Annotated in this window: 15 protein-coding genes; all 15 read left to right on the top strand. The window is 44.7% G+C overall.

The annotated features are described in order from the left end of the window. Positions 1–23 precede the first annotated feature (23 nt). The gene (locus tag DXA18_RS09540; RefSeq protein ID WP_118383747.1) at positions 24–1,946 is read left to right on the top strand and encodes a DNA gyrase/topoisomerase IV subunit B; all 1,923 of its coding nucleotides are present in this window, start codon (positions 24–26) and stop codon (positions 1,944–1,946) included. Positions 1,947–1,963: 17 nt separating this feature from the next. Then, a complete protein-coding gene (locus DXA18_RS09535) occupies positions 1,964–4,204 on the top strand; it encodes a DNA gyrase/topoisomerase IV subunit A (protein WP_118383746.1) in 2,241 nt (746 codons plus the stop codon). 239 nt (positions 4,205–4,443) lie between these two features. Further along, on the top strand, positions 4,444–4,911 hold the full coding sequence (gene rimP / locus DXA18_RS09530; RefSeq protein ID WP_118383745.1) for a ribosome maturation factor RimP: 468 nt from the start codon (positions 4,444–4,446) through the stop codon (positions 4,909–4,911). 24 nt (positions 4,912–4,935) lie between these two features. Beyond that, positions 4,936–6,144, top strand: coding sequence for a transcription termination factor NusA (gene nusA / locus DXA18_RS09525; RefSeq protein WP_118383744.1), 1,209 nt, complete (start codon positions 4,936–4,938; stop codon positions 6,142–6,144). Positions 6,145–6,183: 39 nt separating this feature from the next. After that, positions 6,184–6,444, top strand: coding sequence for an RNase P modulator RnpM (rnpM, locus tag DXA18_RS09520; RefSeq protein WP_118383743.1), 261 nt, complete (start codon positions 6,184–6,186; stop codon positions 6,442–6,444). Beyond that, positions 6,431–6,742: a YlxQ family RNA-binding protein gene (locus DXA18_RS09515; protein ID WP_118383742.1), complete on the top strand. Its 312-nt coding sequence runs from the start codon at positions 6,431–6,433 to the stop codon at positions 6,740–6,742. The genes rnpM and DXA18_RS09515 overlap by 14 nt, the downstream gene beginning before the upstream one ends. Positions 6,743–6,771: 29 nt before the next feature. Further along, a complete protein-coding gene (gene infB, locus DXA18_RS09510; RefSeq protein ID WP_118383741.1) occupies positions 6,772–9,687 on the top strand; it encodes a translation initiation factor IF-2 in 2,916 nt (971 codons plus the stop codon). Further along, positions 9,668–10,051 (top strand): 30S ribosome-binding factor RbfA, encoded by a 384-nt coding sequence (gene rbfA / locus DXA18_RS09505; RefSeq protein ID WP_118383740.1) that lies wholly within the window; start codon positions 9,668–9,670, stop codon positions 10,049–10,051. The genes infB and rbfA overlap by 20 nt, the downstream gene beginning before the upstream one ends. Continuing rightward, positions 10,041–10,991 (top strand): DHH family phosphoesterase, encoded by a 951-nt coding sequence (locus DXA18_RS09500; RefSeq protein ID WP_118383739.1) that lies wholly within the window; start codon positions 10,041–10,043, stop codon positions 10,989–10,991. Before rbfA ends, DXA18_RS09500 begins: the two co-directional genes overlap by 11 nt. A 3-nt stretch (positions 10,992–10,994) precedes the next feature. Further along, positions 10,995–11,894: a tRNA pseudouridine(55) synthase TruB gene (truB, locus tag DXA18_RS09495; protein ID WP_118383738.1), complete on the top strand. Its 900-nt coding sequence runs from the start codon at positions 10,995–10,997 to the stop codon at positions 11,892–11,894. A gap of 15 nt (positions 11,895–11,909) precedes the next feature. Beyond that, the gene (locus DXA18_RS09490) at positions 11,910–12,842 is read left to right on the top strand and encodes a bifunctional riboflavin kinase/FAD synthetase (protein WP_118383737.1); all 933 of its coding nucleotides are present in this window, start codon (positions 11,910–11,912) and stop codon (positions 12,840–12,842) included. 105 nt (positions 12,843–12,947) lie between these two features. After that, entirely contained in the window at positions 12,948–13,856 is a 909-nt protein-coding gene (gene rbsK / locus DXA18_RS09485) for a ribokinase (RefSeq protein ID WP_118383736.1), read from the top strand. Beyond that, positions 13,853–14,833 (top strand): LacI family DNA-binding transcriptional regulator, encoded by a 981-nt coding sequence (locus DXA18_RS09480; protein WP_243007081.1) that lies wholly within the window; start codon positions 13,853–13,855, stop codon positions 14,831–14,833. Before rbsK ends, DXA18_RS09480 begins: the two co-directional genes overlap by 4 nt. A gap of 164 nt (positions 14,834–14,997) precedes the next feature. Further along, positions 14,998–15,987: a Gfo/Idh/MocA family protein gene (locus DXA18_RS09475; RefSeq protein WP_158567116.1), complete on the top strand. Its 990-nt coding sequence runs from the start codon at positions 14,998–15,000 to the stop codon at positions 15,985–15,987. Between the two features lie 37 nt (positions 15,988–16,024). Further along, positions 16,025–17,020 (top strand): VOC family protein, encoded by a 996-nt coding sequence (locus tag DXA18_RS09470; protein ID WP_118383734.1) that lies wholly within the window; start codon positions 16,025–16,027, stop codon positions 17,018–17,020. Positions 17,021–17,057 lie beyond the last annotated feature (37 nt).

Here is a 17,057-nt window from a genome sequence, read left to right as displayed (position 1 = left end):
AATAGTAGAAAGGACTAATTAACATGGCGAATAAAGCTACATATGATGCGGACAGTATCTCGGTGCTGGAGGGGCTGGAGGCAGTCCGTAAGAGACCGGGTATGTATATCGGAAGTACCTCAACGAAAGGTCTGAATCATCTGATCTATGAGATCGTGGATAATGCAGTGGATGAGCATCTGGCGGGATTCTGTTCCGAGATTCATGTGACATTGGAAAAAGACGGATCGGCAACCGTGGTGGATAACGGACGAGGCGTGCCTGTCGGCATGCATGCAAAGGGCATGTCTGCTGCCAGACTGGTGTACACGACACTGCATGCGGGCGGTAAATTCGATGACTCGGCCTATAAGACCAGCGGTGGTCTGCACGGTGTGGGTTCTTCTGTAGTCAATGCGCTGTCTGCATGGATGGACGTGGAGATCAGCAGAGACGGATATGTGCATCATGACCGCTATGAGCGTGGTGTTCCGGTAATTGAATTGGAAGATGGATTGCTGCCGAAGATCGGTAAGACGAGAAAGACAGGAACGAAGGTCAGCTTTCTGCCGGATGATACGATCTTTGAGAAGACAAAATTCCGCGGGGAAGAGATCAAGAGCCGCATGCATGAGACGGCTTATCTGAATCCGAACTTAACAATTATATATGAAGATAAACGTGGAGAAGAGACCGAACATATCGAATATCACGAGCCGGACGGTATCATTGGCTTTATCCGCGATCTGAATGCCAAGAAAGAAGTCATCCATGAACCGGTGTATTATAGGGGAACAGCAGAAGGCGTTGAGGTCGAGGTCGCGTTCCAGTATGTCAATGAGTTCCATGAAAATGTACTTGGCTTCTGTAATAATATCTATAACGCAGAGGGCGGAACCCATCTGACCGGATTTAAGACAACATTTACCACAGTGATGAATCAGTATGCCAGAGAACTGGGTATCCTGAAGGATAAGGATGCGAACTTTACCGGAGCGGATATCCGTAATGGTATGACAGCCATCGTATCGATTAAACATTCGGATCCTAGATTCGAGGGACAGACAAAGACAAAGCTGGATAACCCGGATGCTGCCAAAGCGACAGGAAAGGTAACCGGTGAGGAAGTTGTACGCTATTTTGACCGCAATCTGGATACCTTAAAGAAGGTGCTTTCCTGCGCAGAAAAGGCAGCCAAGATCCGTAAGACAGAGGAACGCGCAAAGACGAATCTGCTGACCAAGCAGAAGTATTCTTTTGACAGTAACGGCAAGCTTGCTAACTGTGAGAGCAGGGATGCGTCCAAATGCGAGATCTTTATCGTGGAGGGAGATTCTGCGGGAGGTTCTGCCAAGACAGCCAGAGATCGTATGTATCAGGCAATCCTGCCGATCCGCGGTAAAATCCTGAATGTAGAAAAAGCAAGTATCGACAAGATTCTTGCCAATGCGGAGATCAAGACAATGATTAATGCATTCGGATGCGGTTTCTCCGAAGGATACGGCAATGACTTTGACATTACCAAACTGCGGTATGACAAGATTATTATCATGGCAGATGCAGATGTGGATGGAGCACATATTTCCACCCTGCTGTTAACTTTATTTTATCGTTTCATGCCGGAACTGATTTATGAAGGACATGTATATATCGCGATGCCTCCACTCTATAAGGCAATGCCGAAGAAGGGTGAGGAAGAATATCTCTATGATGACAAGGCATTAGAACGTTATCGTAAGACCCACGAGGGACCATTTACCTTACAGAGATACAAAGGTCTGGGCGAGATGGACGCAGAGCAGCTCTGGGAGACGACGTTGAACCCGGAGACTCGTGTAATGAAATTAGTAGAGATCGAGGATGCCAGAATGGCATCCAGTGTGACGGAGATGCTGATGGGGACAGAAGTGCCGCCGCGCCGTGCATTTATCTACGACAATGCGACAGAGGCAGAGCTTGATATCTAGGGAGGAGCAGATAAAATATGAGTGAAGCACAGATTATTCGTACCGAATATTCGGACGTGATGAAGAAATCATATATTGATTATGCCATGAGTGTTATTGTGGCAAGAGCCCTTCCGGATGTGAGGGATGGGCTGAAACCGGTACAGCGGCGTACACTGTATGATATGCATGAGCTTGGCATCCGGTGGGACAAACCTTATCGTAAATGCGCCCGTATTGTGGGTGACACTATGGGTAAATACCATCCGCATGGTGACAGTTCTATCTATGAAGCACTGGTTGTGATGGCACAGGACTTTAAGAAAGGGAAGATTCTGGTGGACGGACATGGTAACTTCGGCTCTATTGAAGGAGACGGAGCAGCAGCCATGCGATACACGGAAGCGAGACTTGCAAAGTTTACCCAGGATATCTTTCTTGCGGATCTGGACAAAGATATTGTGAATTTTGTTCCAAACTTTGATGAGACAGAAAAAGAGCCGGAGGTGCTGCCGGTACGTGTGCCGAATCTGTTGGTCAATGGTGCAGAAGGCATTGCAGTTGGTATGGCGACCAGCATTCCTACCCATAATCTGGGTGAGGTGATCGATGCAGTCATCGCGTATATGAAAGATAATACACTGACCACAAAGCAGTTGATGAAATATATCAAAGGACCGGATTTCCCGACCGGCGGTATTGTGGTCAATCAGGACGACCTGCTGTCAATCTACGAGAGTGGAACCGGTAAGATCAAGATCCGCGGTAAAGTAGAGACAGAAGATATGAAGGGCGGTAAAAAACGTCTTGTTATTACCGAGATTCCTTATACGATGATCGGAGCAGGCATTGGCAAATTCTTAAATGATGTCTGCAATTTGGTGGAGACCAAGAAAACATTGGATATCGTAGACATTTCCAACCAGTCCTCTAAGGAAGGTATCCGCATTGTGATCGAATTGAAGAAGGGCGCGGATGTAGAGAATCTTACGAATATGCTCTATAAGAAGACACGTCTGGAAGACACCTTTGGCGTAAATATGCTGGCGGTAGCAGACGGCAGGCCGGAGACCATGGGCTTAAAAAAGATTATTGAACACCATGTGGATTTCCAGTTTGAGCTGGCGACCAGAAAGTATCGTACACTGCTTGCAAAAGAACAGGACAAGAAAGAGATTCAGGAAGGACTGATCAAAGCCTGTGATGTGATTGATTTGATCATTGAAATTCTCAGAGGCAGTAAGAACATCAAAGATGCGAAAGCATGTCTGACGAATGGTGTGACTGAGAATATTAAATTCAAGAGTAAGATTTCACAGAAGATGGCGGCGATGTTACGCTTTACGGAGCGCCAGGCTACAGCAATCCTGGAAATGCGTCTGTATAAGCTGATCGGCCTGGAAATTGAGGCATTACAGAAAGAGCACGAGGAGACGTTGAAGAAGATTGCACGCTACGAGGATATCCTGAATCATTATGAGTCAATGTCCAGTGTGATCATCGAAGAGCTGGAACAGTTCCGTAAGGAATTTGCAGGAGCCCGTCGTACCGTGATCATGAATGCAGAAGAGGCGGTATTTGAAGAAAAGAAGATTGAGGAGCAGGAAGTGGTGTTCCTGATGGACCGCTTTGGTTACGCACGGACCGTAGATCCGTCAGTATATGAGAGAAATAAAGAGGCGGCAGACAGTGAGAACAAATACATTGTCTCCTGCATGAATACCGGCAAATTGTGTCTGTTTACCAATACCGGCAAGATGCATCAGATCAAGCTACAGGATCTTCCGTATGGAAAGTTCCGTGATAAAGGCATTCCGATAGATAATGTGAGTAATTTTGACAGCACCGGTGAACAGATCGTTTACCTGTGTGATGGCGAGCAGATGCGTTATGCATGGCTGATGTTTGCGACGAAGCAGGGCATGATCAAGAAGGTAGAGGGTGCTGAATTCCAGGTGATCAAACGTACCATCGTGGCGGCGAAGCTGCAGGACGAGGATGAACTGATCAGCGTTCAATTGATCCATCCAAATCAGCAGGTGGTATTACAGACCAAAGAAGGATATTTTCTGAAGTTCGCTGCAGATGAAGTGGCAGAGAAAAAGAAGGCAGCAGTCGGTGTCCGGGGAATCAAGCTTAAGAAGAATGACGAACTGGAACAGGTATATCTGATCGGAGAAGGTCAGGAGAGTACGATACGTTACGGTGAAAGGGATCTGTATCTGAACCGATTAAAACTGGCTAAGCGTGGTGGAATGGGTACCAAAGCACGGAGTTAGCAATTTGTATCAAAAATAGAAAAAACCTTTGCAAAATATGGGAAATCCCTTGATTTTACAAAAAACAGGTGCTATACTGTATATAGTTACATAGTAGATTGAGGCAAGAGTGAACGAAAGTTCACTCTTCTTTGTTGTAAAAAAGCATATATGATGCCAGTGGGAGTGCAAAGCACGAAACAATCCGTAGGCATCATAATTGGGGCTTGAAAAATTTAAGAAAGAAGGGAATAACTGCATTGTCTAAGAGAGAAAGTTATGAACAGAGAACAGAAGCAATTCTGCTCCCAATCCTTGAGAAGCATGGATTCTCACTGTGGGATGTGGAATATGTGAAGGAAGGCGGTAACTGGTATCTGCGTGCTTACATTGATAAGCCGGATGGAATCGGAGTGAATGACTGTGAGGTTGTAAGCCGTGAATTGTCAGATATCCTGGATGAGGAAGATTATATTGAAGGATCTTATATTCTGGAGGTCAGTTCACCGGGACTTGGAAGACCGCTGAAGAAGGACAGAGATTTTGAGAGAAGTATGGGAGAAGAGGTGGAGATCCGTACTTATCGGATGATCGACCGTACCAAAGAATTCCGTGGAATTCTGAAAGCATACGACAAAGACAGTGTGACCATTGAGATGGAAGATTCCCGGGAAAAGACATTTGAAAAAAGTGAAATAGCATTGGTTCGGCTTGCTTTTGATTTTTAGATTTATCAGTAGGAGGAAAAGAAAATGAATACAGAATTATTAGAAGCGTTGACAATATTAGAGAAAGAAAAAGACATCAGCAAAGAGACACTCTTAGATGCCATTGAGAATTCTCTGATCAATGCATGTAAGAACCATTTTGGAAAAGCGGATAATATCAAAGTTATCATGGATCGTGAGACCTGCGATTATCAGTTGATCCAGGAGAAGACAGTAGTAGATGAAGTGATGGATGATGTAGAAGAGATCAGCCTGGAAGATGCTAAGAACATCGATAAGAAATATGAAATTGGTGACATCGTACAGATTCCGGTAGAGTCTAAATCATTCGGACGTATCGCAACACAGAATGCAAAGAATCTGATCCTTCAGAAGATTCGTGAAGAAGAGCGTAAAGTGATTTACGATCAGTATTTTGAAAAAGAAAAAGATATCGTAACTGGTATCGTACAGCGTTATGTTGGACGTAATATCAGCGTAAACCTTGGTAAGGTGGATGCTATGCTGACAGAAAATGAGCAGGTAAAGGGTGAGGTGTTCCAGCCGACAGAGCGTATTAAGCTGTACGTTGTAGAAGTTAAGAATACAACCAAGGGACCTAAGATTCTGGTATCCAGAACCCATCCGGAACTGGTAAAACGTCTGTTTGAAGCAGAGGTTACTGAAGTAAGAGACGGCGTCGTAGAGATCCGCAGTATTGCAAGAGAAGCAGGAAGCAGAACGAAGATCGCTGTATGGTCTAATGATCCTGATGTAGATCCGGTAGGAGCATGTGTAGGTATGAACGGTGCACGTGTCAACACGATTGTTAATGAGTTGCGCGGCGAGAAGATCGATATCATCAACTGGAGTGATAATCCGGGTATTCTGATTGAGAATGCACTGAGCCCGGCAAAGGTTATTTCTGTAATGGCTGATCCGGATGAGAAGACTGCAAGCGTTATTGTGCCGGATTACCAGCTTTCACTGGCTATCGGTAAAGAGGGACAGAATGCAAGACTGGCAGCGAGACTGACCGGATACAAGATAGATATTAAGAGCGAGAGCCAGGCAATTGAGTCAGGAGAGCTTCCGGAGAACTATATGGAACTGATGGAAGGTGTATACGAAGAAGAGATGTACGAGGACGGCTACGATGAAGAGGTGGCAGATGAAGCTTACGAGACATCTGAAGAAGCATCTGAGGAGACAGCACCGGAAGACGAGATTCAGTTCGAAGAAGTAGAAGAATAAGAGTAGAAATCAGGTGATTGTTTGAGTGGAAATAAAAAGATGCCTGTGCGTATGTGCGTAGGCTGTCAGGAAATGAAGAATAAAAAAGAGATGATCCGGGTGATCAAGACACCGGAAGGTACATTTATGTTGGATGCGACCGGCAAGAAGAATGGCAGAGGGGCATATGTATGTCCAAGTGAAGAATGTTTGCAGCTTGCCCGTAAGAACAAGGGAATGGAAAGGTCATTCAAACAGGCTATCCCGGCAGAAGTCTATGAATCGCTGGAAAAGGAGATGGAAGCACTTGAAACCAGATAAAGCATTGTCAATGCTCGGCCTTGCGGCAAGAGCGGGAAGAATCGTCAGCGGAGAATTTACCGTCGAGAAGGAAGTGAAGAGCGGCAGAGCATATCTGGTGTTGATCGCAGAAGATGCATCTGAGAATACCAGAAAAAAATTTCAGAATATGTGTGAATTCTATGAAGTACCAATGCGCCTGTGTTATGACAGAGAGAGGCTTGGACATTTTATCGGCAAAGACTTTCGCGCATCCGTTGCAATATTGGATGAGGGATTCGCAGATAACATTCTGAAACATTTAAACAGTCAGATATAGATACAATTGCATAGAGGAGGTTAGTTTGTATGTCAAAAGTAAAAGTATATGAACTTGCAAAGGAACTTGGCAAGGACAGCAAAGACGTTGTGAAGTTCCTGGAAGGAAAGAATATAGAAGTAAAGAATCATATGAGCACGATTTCAGAGGATGAAGCCGCTATGGTGAAGAAAGCACTTGGCGGAAGCAAAGCCCCTGCATCAGGGGATGAGGCTAAGGCAGCACCGAAGAAGAAAAATATCGTGCATGTATTCCGCCCGCAGAATACCAGAGACGGTTCCAGAAATGGCAGACGTCAGGCCGGGCGTCCTGCCGGTGGAGCAAAGGCACCGCAGAATGCAAAGCCGATGCAAGTACAGAACGGAAGACCGGCACCGGGAAGCAAGCCGGCAGTAAAACCTGTCACTAAGCCAGCAGTTAAGCCTGTAGCAGAGAAGCCGGCAGAAGCAGTAAAGCCTGCAGAGGTGAAACCAGAAGTAAATGCAGAGACAGTACAGTCTAAGAAGCCGGAAAGTACTCCGGTACAGCCGCAGAGTGTGGCGAAGCAGACAGAAAAAGTTCAGGAGAAGAATACGTCAGTGGAAAAACCAGTTAAGAACAGAGAAGAACAGAATAGAAATTCTCAACCCCAGGAAGGACGCAGAGAGCGTTCACAGGGGGGATATAACAGAGACCGACAGGGAAGAAATGACAGAAATAATGACCGCGGTGACAGAAACGGTCGCCCACAGGGAGACAGAAGAGATAATAACCGCGGAAGAAACGACAGAAATAACGATAGAAATGATCGCCCGCAGGGAGACAGAAGAGATAATAACCGCGGAAGAAATGATAGAAATGATCGTCAGGGCGGATTCAACAACAGAGACCGACAGGGAAGAAACGGAAATGACCGTTTCCAGAACAACGATCACCGCAAGAAGAATAATAATCCTGCAATTCCTGCACCGGCTTTGGAAGGACAGAAGCCACAGCAGAGAAAGAATAAGGGCAAGGAAGACTTCAAGAAGAAAGATTACCGCAAGGATGACGAAGACAGAATGCCTAAGGGAAGAAAGCAGAAGAATGATCAGAAGCAGCAGATGCAGAAGCCACAGCAGAAGGAACAGAAGGTAGAAGAGACAATCAAGTCAATCGTAATTCCAGAGGTCCTTACAATCAAAGAACTGGCAGATAAGATGAAGATCGTACCATCTGTTATTGTTAAGAAGCTCTTTATGCAGGGCAAGATCGTAACTGTTAATCAGGAGATTGATTATGATACAGCAGAAGAGATTGCGCTTGAGTTTGATGTACTCTGCGAGAAGGAAGAAGTTGTAGATGTAATTGAAGAACTCCTGAAAGAGGAAGAAGAAGACGAAAAGAAGATGAAGAAACGTCCGCCGGTTGTATGTGTTATGGGACACGTTGACCATGGTAAGACTTCTCTTCTGGACGCAATCCGCCATACAAATGTGATCGACCGTGAGGCCGGTGGTATTACACAGCACATTGGTGCTTCTGTTGTTACAGTAAATGGTGAGAAGATTACATTCCTGGATACACCGGGACATGAGGCTTTTACTGCAATGCGTATGCGTGGTGCGAACTCTACTGATATTGCGATTCTTGTAGTTGCCGCTGATGATGGTGTAATGCCGCAGACTGTTGAGGCGATCAACCATGCGAAAGCTGCAGGTATTGAAATTGTAGTTGCGATTAACAAGATTGATAAGCCAAGTGCAAATATCGATCGTGTAAAACAGGAACTGTCTGAGTACGAACTGATTCCGGAAGACTGGGGCGGAAGCACAATCTTCGTACCGGTATCTGCTAAGACCGGAGAAGGTATTCAGGATCTGATGGAAATGCTGCTTCTGACAGCAGAAGTATCTGAACTTAAGGCTAATCCGAACAGAAGAGCAAGAGGTCTTGTAATCGAGGCTCAGCTTGACAAAGGTAAGGGACCGGTTGCTACTGTTCTGGTACAGAAGGGTACACTGCGTATCGGAGATGCGATAGCTGCAGGTTCTGCTTACGGTAAAGTAAGAGCGATGATGGATGATAAGGGACGCCGTGTAAAAGAGGCCGGTCCGTCTACTCCGGTAGAGATTCTTGGTCTGAATGACGTGCCGAATGCCGGTGAAGTATTTGTCGGATGCAAGAATGACAAAGATGCAAGAAGTTTTGCTGAGACATTTATCTCGCAGAACAAAGCTAAACTTCTGGAAGATACTAAGGGTAAACTTTCTCTGGATGATCTGTTTACACAGATCAAGGAAGGTAATCTGAAGGAACTGAATATTGTAGTTAAAGCAGACGTACAGGGATCTGTAGAGGCAATCAAGCAGAGTCTCCTGAAGCTGTCTAACGAAGAAGTTGTAGTTAAGATCATTCATGGCGGTGTTGGTGCGATCAATGAATCTGACGTCAGCCTGGCATCTGCATCCAATGCGATCATCATCGGATTTAACGTTCGTCCGGATGCGACCGCAAAAGAGACAGCAGAGCGTGAAGGTGTAGATGTGCGTCTGTATCGTGTTATTTACAACGCTATCGAAGATGTACAGGCAGCGATGAAGGGTATGCTGGATCCGGTATTTGAGGAGAAAGTGCTTGGTCATGCCGAAGTACGTCAGACATTCAAGGCTTCCGGAGTGGGTACAATTGCCGGATCTTATGTGCTGGATGGTACATTCGAAAGAGATTGTCAGGCAAGGATCGTACGTGACGGTATCGTTATTTATGATGGCAAGCTTGCTTCTCTGAGAAGATTTAAGGATGATGTAAAAGAAGTACGTGCCGGATATGAATGTGGTTTCGTATTTGAAAATTATAATGATGTAAAAGAAGGCGACCAGGTAGAGGCGTTCAAGATGGTTGAGATCCTAGATAATAGCGGGGATCTGACGCCCCACCCGGGGAGTCTTGGTAAGGAGAATAGAATTGAGAAAAAACAGTATTAAGAATACCAGGGTGAATACAGAAGTTCAGAGAGAACTGAGTAATATTATCCGTGCAGGGATCAAAGATCCGAGGGTAGCACCATGGACATCTGTTGTTGCAGTACAGGTAGCTCCTGATCTGAAGACCTGCAAGGCTTATATCAGTGTGCTTGGCGATGAGAAAGCACAGGCAGACACAGTAGTCGGACTTAAGAGTGCGGAAGGATATATCAGAAGACAGCTTGCACATAATCTGAATATGCGCAACACTCCAGAGATTACATTTGTGCTGGATCAGTCAATTGAGTATGGTGTAACTATGTCTAAGAAGATTGATGATGTAACCAAGGATTTGGATACGGACGGTGAAGAAGATGCTGAATAAAATGCTTCAGAAAGCACAGACGGTTGCCATTGGCGGACATGAGCGTCCGGATGGCGACTGCATTGGTTCCTGCATGGGAATGTATCGATATATTAAGAATAATTACCCGGAGATCCAGGTGGATCTCTATCTGGAACCGATTGCGGATAAATTTCGCTTTATCCGTGGAACAGAGGATATTTTAAGTGAGATTGACGAAGAGAAATGCTATGATCTTTTTATCAGTCTGGACTGCGGAGACCGGGCGCGTCTCGGATTCTCTGAGCCGCTGTTCTGCAGTGCGGCACACACATTGTGTATTGATCATCATGTGAGTAATGGTTCTTTTGCAGAAGAGAATTATATATTCCCGGATGCAAGTTCTGCGTCAGAGCTAGTATACGAACTACTGGATAAGGACAAGATTACAAAGGAGATTGCGGAGTCCCTGTATATGGGAATTGCACACGATACGGGAATCTTCCGTTACTCCTGCGCATCGCCGAAGACATATCGCGTGGCGGCAGATCTGCTGGAATATGGATTTGATGCTCCGGCACTTCTGGATTCTACATTCAGCGAAAAGACATATGCACAGAATCAGGTGATGGGACGAGCATTGTTAGAGAGTATTCTGTTCATGGATGGTAAATGCATAGCATCGTCCTTTAAAAAGGAGCAGATGGACTATTATGGCGTGACACCAAAGGATTTAGATGGCATTGTGTCACAGCTTCGCCTGACGAAGGGTGTGGAGGTCGCGATATTTGCCTATGAATTGACGGCAGATGTGTACAAAGTCAGCCTGCGGTCCAAGAGTTATGTGGATGTGAATAAAGTAGCCAGCTATTTTGGCGGAGGCGGTCACGTGAGAGCGGCCGGCTGTACTATGCCTGGTACGATCTATGATGTGCTGAACAATCTGTCCGGACGGATTGAGATGCAGATGGAGCAGGAATAAATCATGATTCATGGAATTATCAATGTATATAAGGAGAAGGGATATACTTCTCATGATGTAGTAGCAAAGCTCAGAGGTATTGCAGGCCAGAAGAAGATTGGCCACACAGGAACCCTGGATCCGGATGCGGAAGGGGTTCTTCCTGTATGTCTGGGAAAGGCAACGAAGGTATGTGAACTTCTGACAGACAAGGATAAAACATATCGAGCAGTGCTTTTCCTGGGGCAGACAACAGATACCCAGGATGCTTCAGGTACAGTGCTTGAGACTTCAGATATTTCGAATCTGAATGAAGCACAGGTGACAGAAGCTGTCCAGAGCTTTGTGGGAGAATATGCACAGATACCGCCAATGTATTCAGCTCTCAAGGTGGGTGGTAAGAAACTTTATGAACTTGCGCGTGAAGGAAAAACAGTAGAACGCAAAGCAAGAAATGTGATGATTCACAGTATTAAGATTCTTTGTGTAGATCTTCCGAGAGTAGAAATGGAAGTTTCCTGCTCAAAAGGAACTTATATCCGTACGTTATGCCATGATATCGGTGAAAAGCTCGGTGTCGGTGGATGTATGGAGTCGCTGCTCCGGGTGCAGGTAGGACGCTTTGTGCTGGCAGACAGCCTACGCCTTAGTGAGATACAGAAGGCGAAAGAGGATGGGAATCTGGAAAAGATTCTTCAACCGATCGACAGTGTGTTTGAACAATACAGAGCAGTTCAGATTCGTCCGGATCAGGAAAAGAGACTGCAGAATGGTAATTCGTTCCGTAAGCCTGACAGATCACAGAACTATGATGATCAGGAAATGGTAAGAGTTTATGATTCGAATGGACATTTTGCTGCAGTTTATCGGTATGTAGAAAAGGATCATGAATTCCGAATTGTGAAAATGTTTCTGCAGCCGTAGAACAAGAGGAGAAACATGCAATATATTAAAGGCTTGAAAGATTACCACGATGACAGTCAGACTGCTGTTACGCTCGGAAAGTTTGATGGTGTACATCGTGGCCATGAAAAACTTGTTGAAAAAGTAATAGAATATGCAGATACTGCGGGTGTAAAAAGTGTTGTGTGTGCATTCGATATGCTGGCATTTTCGAAAAAGCATGTGGATGAACGCTGTATTTTGATGACCAAAGAGGAAAGGGAAGACAGACTTCACGACCGGGTGGATTATCTGGTCGACTGTCCATTTACCAGAGAGTTCAGTCAGGTGAAGGCTGAAGATTTTATCCGGGATGTGCTGGTGGAGACATTCCATGCATCTTATGTGGTGGTTGGAACGGATTTTACGTTTGGCTATAAGAAACGCGGCGATATTCACATGTTGAAAGAGTATGAAAAGGTATATGGATATCATTTAGTTGTGATCGAGAAAGAACGGTACCATGACCGGGAAATCAGCAGTACTTATATACGTGAAGTGCTGAACGCAGGGGATATTCCGCTGGCTAATACATTACTTGGATATCCGTATCGGATTATAGGGTGTGTGGAGCACGGAAAACGACTTGGCAGAACACTGGGATTTCCAACTTTGAATGTGGCTCCAAATCCAAATAAGCTGATGCCGCCAAATGGTGTATATGCAGTGCAGGTAAAGATGGACGGGAAGGTCTACGGAGGTATTGCCAATGTAGGCGTGAAGCCGACAGTGACGAATGAAAATCGGATGCTGGTGGAAGCGTTTTTGTATAATTACTCTGGTAATGCATATGGTAAAGAAGTAGAGATTGAGTTTTGTGAATATCATAGACCGGAACAGAAGTTTCATGGTGTTGATGAGCTGAAAGCGTGTGTGGAGACAGATATTTTATACGGAAAAGAGTATTTTAAACAAAAGTCTAGGAGATAATCCAAAAATGTTGTATAATATGTACAAAGGTGTTGGGGGTGTAGAATGTTCTGCGCAGCGATGATCCTTTGACATCAAAATACATGTATTATGGAGGATTCTAGTATGAAAAAGATATTGGTAGTCGGAAGTCTGAATATGGATACTGTTATTGAGACTCCAAGAATTCCGGTTCCGGGCGAAACGATTATGGGGAATGGTATTAAGCATGTGCCAGGCGGTAAAGGTGCTAATCAGGTTTATACGATTGGTAAGCTTGGTGGAGATGTAAGCATGATTGGTGCAGTTGGTGATGACAGTTTTGGTGATGCAATGTTAGACAATCTCAAAAGTGTTAATGTCAATGTAGAGGGTATTGAGCGAATTCCGGGGGGAACAACCGGGCAGGCATTTATACCGGTTGATGCTAATGGCGAGAATTCAATTATCGTAGTTGGTGGAACAAATAGTCTGGTAGATGAGGACCTTTTGAAAAAATATGAGTATCTGATGGATGAGGCCGATATTGTGGTAATGCAGCAGGAGATTCCACTTGATACCGTTATGAAGGCAAAAGAGATGGCACTTGCCAAAGGTAAGACGATCATTGTAGATCCGGCTCCTGCGGCAGCTATGCCAGAAGAATTTTGGAAAGATATTGACTATATTAAGCCGAATGAGACGGAACTTGGTATTCTGATCGGCAGAGAATTACATAGCAAAGAGGAGTATAAAGAAGCAGCACACGAGATGCTGAAAAAAGGCGTCAAACATCTGCTTGTTACTCTGGGAAGCAAAGGATGTCTCCTGATGTCAGAAGAAGGAGAGGAATTTCTTCCGGCTAATAAGGTGAAAGCAGTAGATACTACAGCTGCGGGAGATTGCTTTACAGGAGCGTTTGCAGTGGCAATCAGTCAGGGGAAATCAGAAAAAGATGCGATTGCATTTGCACAGAAAGCGTCTGCAATTGCAGTTACAAGATCAGGTGCACAGTCTTCCGTGCCATCATTGGAAGAGGTGCTTGAAAGTTTATGATGCCAACCATTAAAGATGTGGCAGAGAAAGCCGGTGTCGGCATTGCGACGGTGTCCAGAGCAATGAATGGCACCGGCTATGTTTCTGCCTGTTCCAGGGAGAAAATTGAAAAAGCAATCCGGGAACTTCATTATATTCCCAATGAACGTGCACGTAATCTGTCCAGAAAGCAGACTGGAATTATCGGTGTGCTGATTCCGGATTTTCAGACGCCGTTTTACGCATCGTTTTTGCGACAGGTTGAAATGGAATTATATAATTATGGCTATCGTACGATGGTGTGTAATACGGTAAAACACAGTGACAGAGAAGCGGCATATGTGGAAATGCTAGATCGTAATATGTTGGATGGTTTGATTACCTGCGCATGGTCTGCTGAGGCAGAAGTGTATCGGCATATGGACAAACCAATAGTCAGCATGGATCATAATCTGGGAGAAGGTATTCCACTCATTCATTCCGATCATAAGACCGGAGGAAGAATTGCAGCAGAACATCTATTGGAAAAGGGATGCAAAAGAGTGTTGCAGCTTGGAGACTATTTTCCGGTATATACGCCATCGAATGACAGGTACCGGGAATTTCATCGGATTATGGATGAAGCAGGCGTGGAGGTACGTCAGCTTGATCTGGAGTGGAATCGCCTGGATTATGAATATTATGAAAAATATCTATCAGAACATCTGAGGGATGTGAAGTGGTCGGATGCAGTGTTTGCTTCTGATATGGGGGCAATTGCCTGTTATCGTTTTGTGACAGAGAGGGGGATTCAGGTTCCGGATCATATGAAGATTATGGCGTATGATGGAACAGATTTTACCCGGATGATGATGCCTGTTATGACAGCAGTGCGCCAGGACATTACAAAGCTTGCATCAAGCTGTGCCGATACTGTAGTCCGGCTGGTACAGCGCAAAGAGCCTGTGCGTATGCATCGGATTATTGATGTGGAATTTCAAAAAGGTGGAACAACATAACGTTTCTGTATGTGCAATGTGCATATATGGAAACGTTTTTATAATGTATAAATGTACTGAACATACAAAAATGACGGGTTCTTTTCTTGACTTTCTAGATAACGCTGATGATAATGATAGATAGAAAGACAGCTGTGAATGTAGAGTGGAAAGGAAGGAACCGTATGAAAGAGACAAGATGGGCAATTGTGGGAACCGGATATATTGCTAATGAATTTGCAAAGGGCATGCAGGAGGCGGCTGCAGCAGAACTTGTTGCGGTGGTTTCCAGAAGCGAGGAAAATGGAAAGACATTTGCGCAGAGATATGGTTGTAATGCGGTCTATACAGAGTTGGCAGAAATGCTTCGGAATGCGAGACCAGACATTGTATATATTGCAATTCCAAATGACTGCCATTTCAGTTATATTATGACAGTGCTGGAGGCAGGCATTCCTGTTCTTTCGGAAAAGCCGATGGTTGATAATCGAAGACAACTTGATGCAGTGCTTGCAAAAGCAAGAGAAAAAGATGTTTTTCTTATGGAAGGTATGTGGACCAGATGTTTTCCGGCGGTGAGACAGGCAAGAAGCTGGATCGCAGAAGGTAAGATCGGAAAGCCACTTACAGTGAAGTCTGGATTTGACATTAAACCGGATGTCAGTGACTGGCAGCCGTGGAAAGGCGGTATTAGTCATGCGGGTGGTGCACTTCGTGATGTGGGAATTTATGCACTAGCCATGGCACAGATGGTATTTCCGGAGTCTCCGAAAGAGGCACATGCTACGATGAAGTCCAACGGTGAAGTGGATGAAAGTTTTCATATGCTGGCAACTTATACAGATGGAAGAGCGGCATTCTTAAGTGGTGCATTTAATCAGGTCAGTACACCTGTGACAGAGATTGTAGGCGAGCTTGGACGAATTCTGATTGGACCGGAATTCTGGCATCCTATTACTGCAGAGCTTGTGATGAATGATGGGACCAGACAGACCTTTGAAAAAGCATATCCGGCAAGTGGTTTTCAATATGAGATAGAAGCGATACAGGAATGCCTGGAAAAAGGAGAAAAGGAGTGTCCATATTTTACGTTAACAGACACAGAGATTATCGCAGACTGGATTGAAACCACCAGAAAAGAATGGGGTATTGTATACAAAGCGGATAGTGAATAAACAGTTAAGCATTTGTGAATAAAGGGAGGATGAGACGATGAAAGGTAAAATTAAGCAGATTTGTGTGTTGGTAGATGATGTGCAGAAAGCGATGAAAGAATATTGGGAGAAATTCGGTATTGGGCCATGGGATATCCGACATTTTACACCGGACACGGTGCATGATTTGTATGTGCGTGGCGAAGCAGTGACTGAAGGATTTGACTTTATCTGTGCTGTCTGCTGGGCAGGTGATATGGAATTTGAATTAATTCAACCGATCAAAGGTCCAAATATTTACTGGGAATTTTTAGAAAAATACGGCAGCGGACTTCACCATTTTAAAATTGTAATTCCTGATGATGAAGAATTGAGGGCGTATGTAGACGAATTACAGGCGAAGGGCCTTAAAGTAATACAGACAGGCTGGATTGATAATGATGTACATTATTATCTGGATTCGTATGAGCAGCTTGGACTGACATTGGAACTTGGAAATGGCGGTAAGATTGGACCAGCACCAGAGGTTTATCCGGTGGAAGGTGCGATTCGGTCAATAAACCACATTCCGAATATCAGACAGCTTGCAATTGTCGTTGACGATGCGGAAAAATACATGAAGAATTATGCATATTATCTCGGAATCGATGGATGGGATGTGCGCCATTTTACGCCGGATAAGGTAAAGAGCCTGAAAGTAGGCGGTCATGAAGTGAAAGAGGAATTTGATTTTATCTGTGCAGTGAAATGGGCGGGAGATATGGAGATTGAAATCATTCAGCCGGTCAAAGGACCGAATATTTACTGGGAATTTTTGGAGAAACAGGGACCGGGATTTCATCATATTAAAGATGTATTTTCAGACGAAGAGATTGCAGAAGAATGTGATCGCCTGAAAGCGTATGATGTGGAGATTATGCAGACCGGATGGATTGATGGAGACAGTCACTACTATATGAGTACGCAAAAATTTCTTGATATGATCATAGAGTTTGGAAATGGTGGTAAGATCGGACCACCGGATTATGTGTTTGCAGATGGAAAACGGAAGTAACCTGCAATATATATCAGCTGGGAGTCAATCCCCCAGC

This window comes from Dorea sp. AM58-8, assembly GCF_003464045.1.
Taxonomy (GTDB): Bacteria; Bacillota; Clostridia; order Lachnospirales; family Lachnospiraceae; genus Claveliimonas; species Claveliimonas ammoniilytica.
Note: the sequence above shows the minus strand (reverse complement) of the source record. Positions and strands in the feature narration are given on the sequence as shown.

Coding starts and splice junctions, on each gene's coding strand:
- truB (WP_118383738.1), top strand. CDS start 10,995: ATGATTCATGGAATTATCAATGTATATAAGGAGAAGGGATATACTTCT.
- rnpM (WP_118383743.1), top strand. CDS start 6,184: ATGCCTGTGCGTATGTGCGTAGGCTGTCAGGAAATGAAGAATAAAAAA.
- infB (WP_118383741.1), top strand. CDS start 6,772: ATGTCAAAAGTAAAAGTATATGAACTTGCAAAGGAACTTGGCAAGGAC.
- DXA18_RS09490 (WP_118383737.1), top strand. CDS start 11,910: ATGCAATATATTAAAGGCTTGAAAGATTACCACGATGACAGTCAGACT.
- DXA18_RS09470 (WP_118383734.1), top strand. CDS start 16,025: ATGAAAGGTAAAATTAAGCAGATTTGTGTGTTGGTAGATGATGTGCAG.
- DXA18_RS09480 (WP_243007081.1), top strand. CDS start 13,853: ATGATGCCAACCATTAAAGATGTGGCAGAGAAAGCCGGTGTCGGCATT.
- rbsK (WP_118383736.1), top strand. CDS start 12,948: ATGAAAAAGATATTGGTAGTCGGAAGTCTGAATATGGATACTGTTATT.
- DXA18_RS09475 (WP_158567116.1), top strand. CDS start 14,998: ATGAAAGAGACAAGATGGGCAATTGTGGGAACCGGATATATTGCTAAT.
- DXA18_RS09500 (WP_118383739.1), top strand. CDS start 10,041: ATGCTGAATAAAATGCTTCAGAAAGCACAGACGGTTGCCATTGGCGGA.
- DXA18_RS09540 (WP_118383747.1), top strand. CDS start 24: ATGGCGAATAAAGCTACATATGATGCGGACAGTATCTCGGTGCTGGAG.
- DXA18_RS09535 (WP_118383746.1), top strand. CDS start 1,964: ATGAGTGAAGCACAGATTATTCGTACCGAATATTCGGACGTGATGAAG.
- nusA (WP_118383744.1), top strand. CDS start 4,936: ATGAATACAGAATTATTAGAAGCGTTGACAATATTAGAGAAAGAAAAA.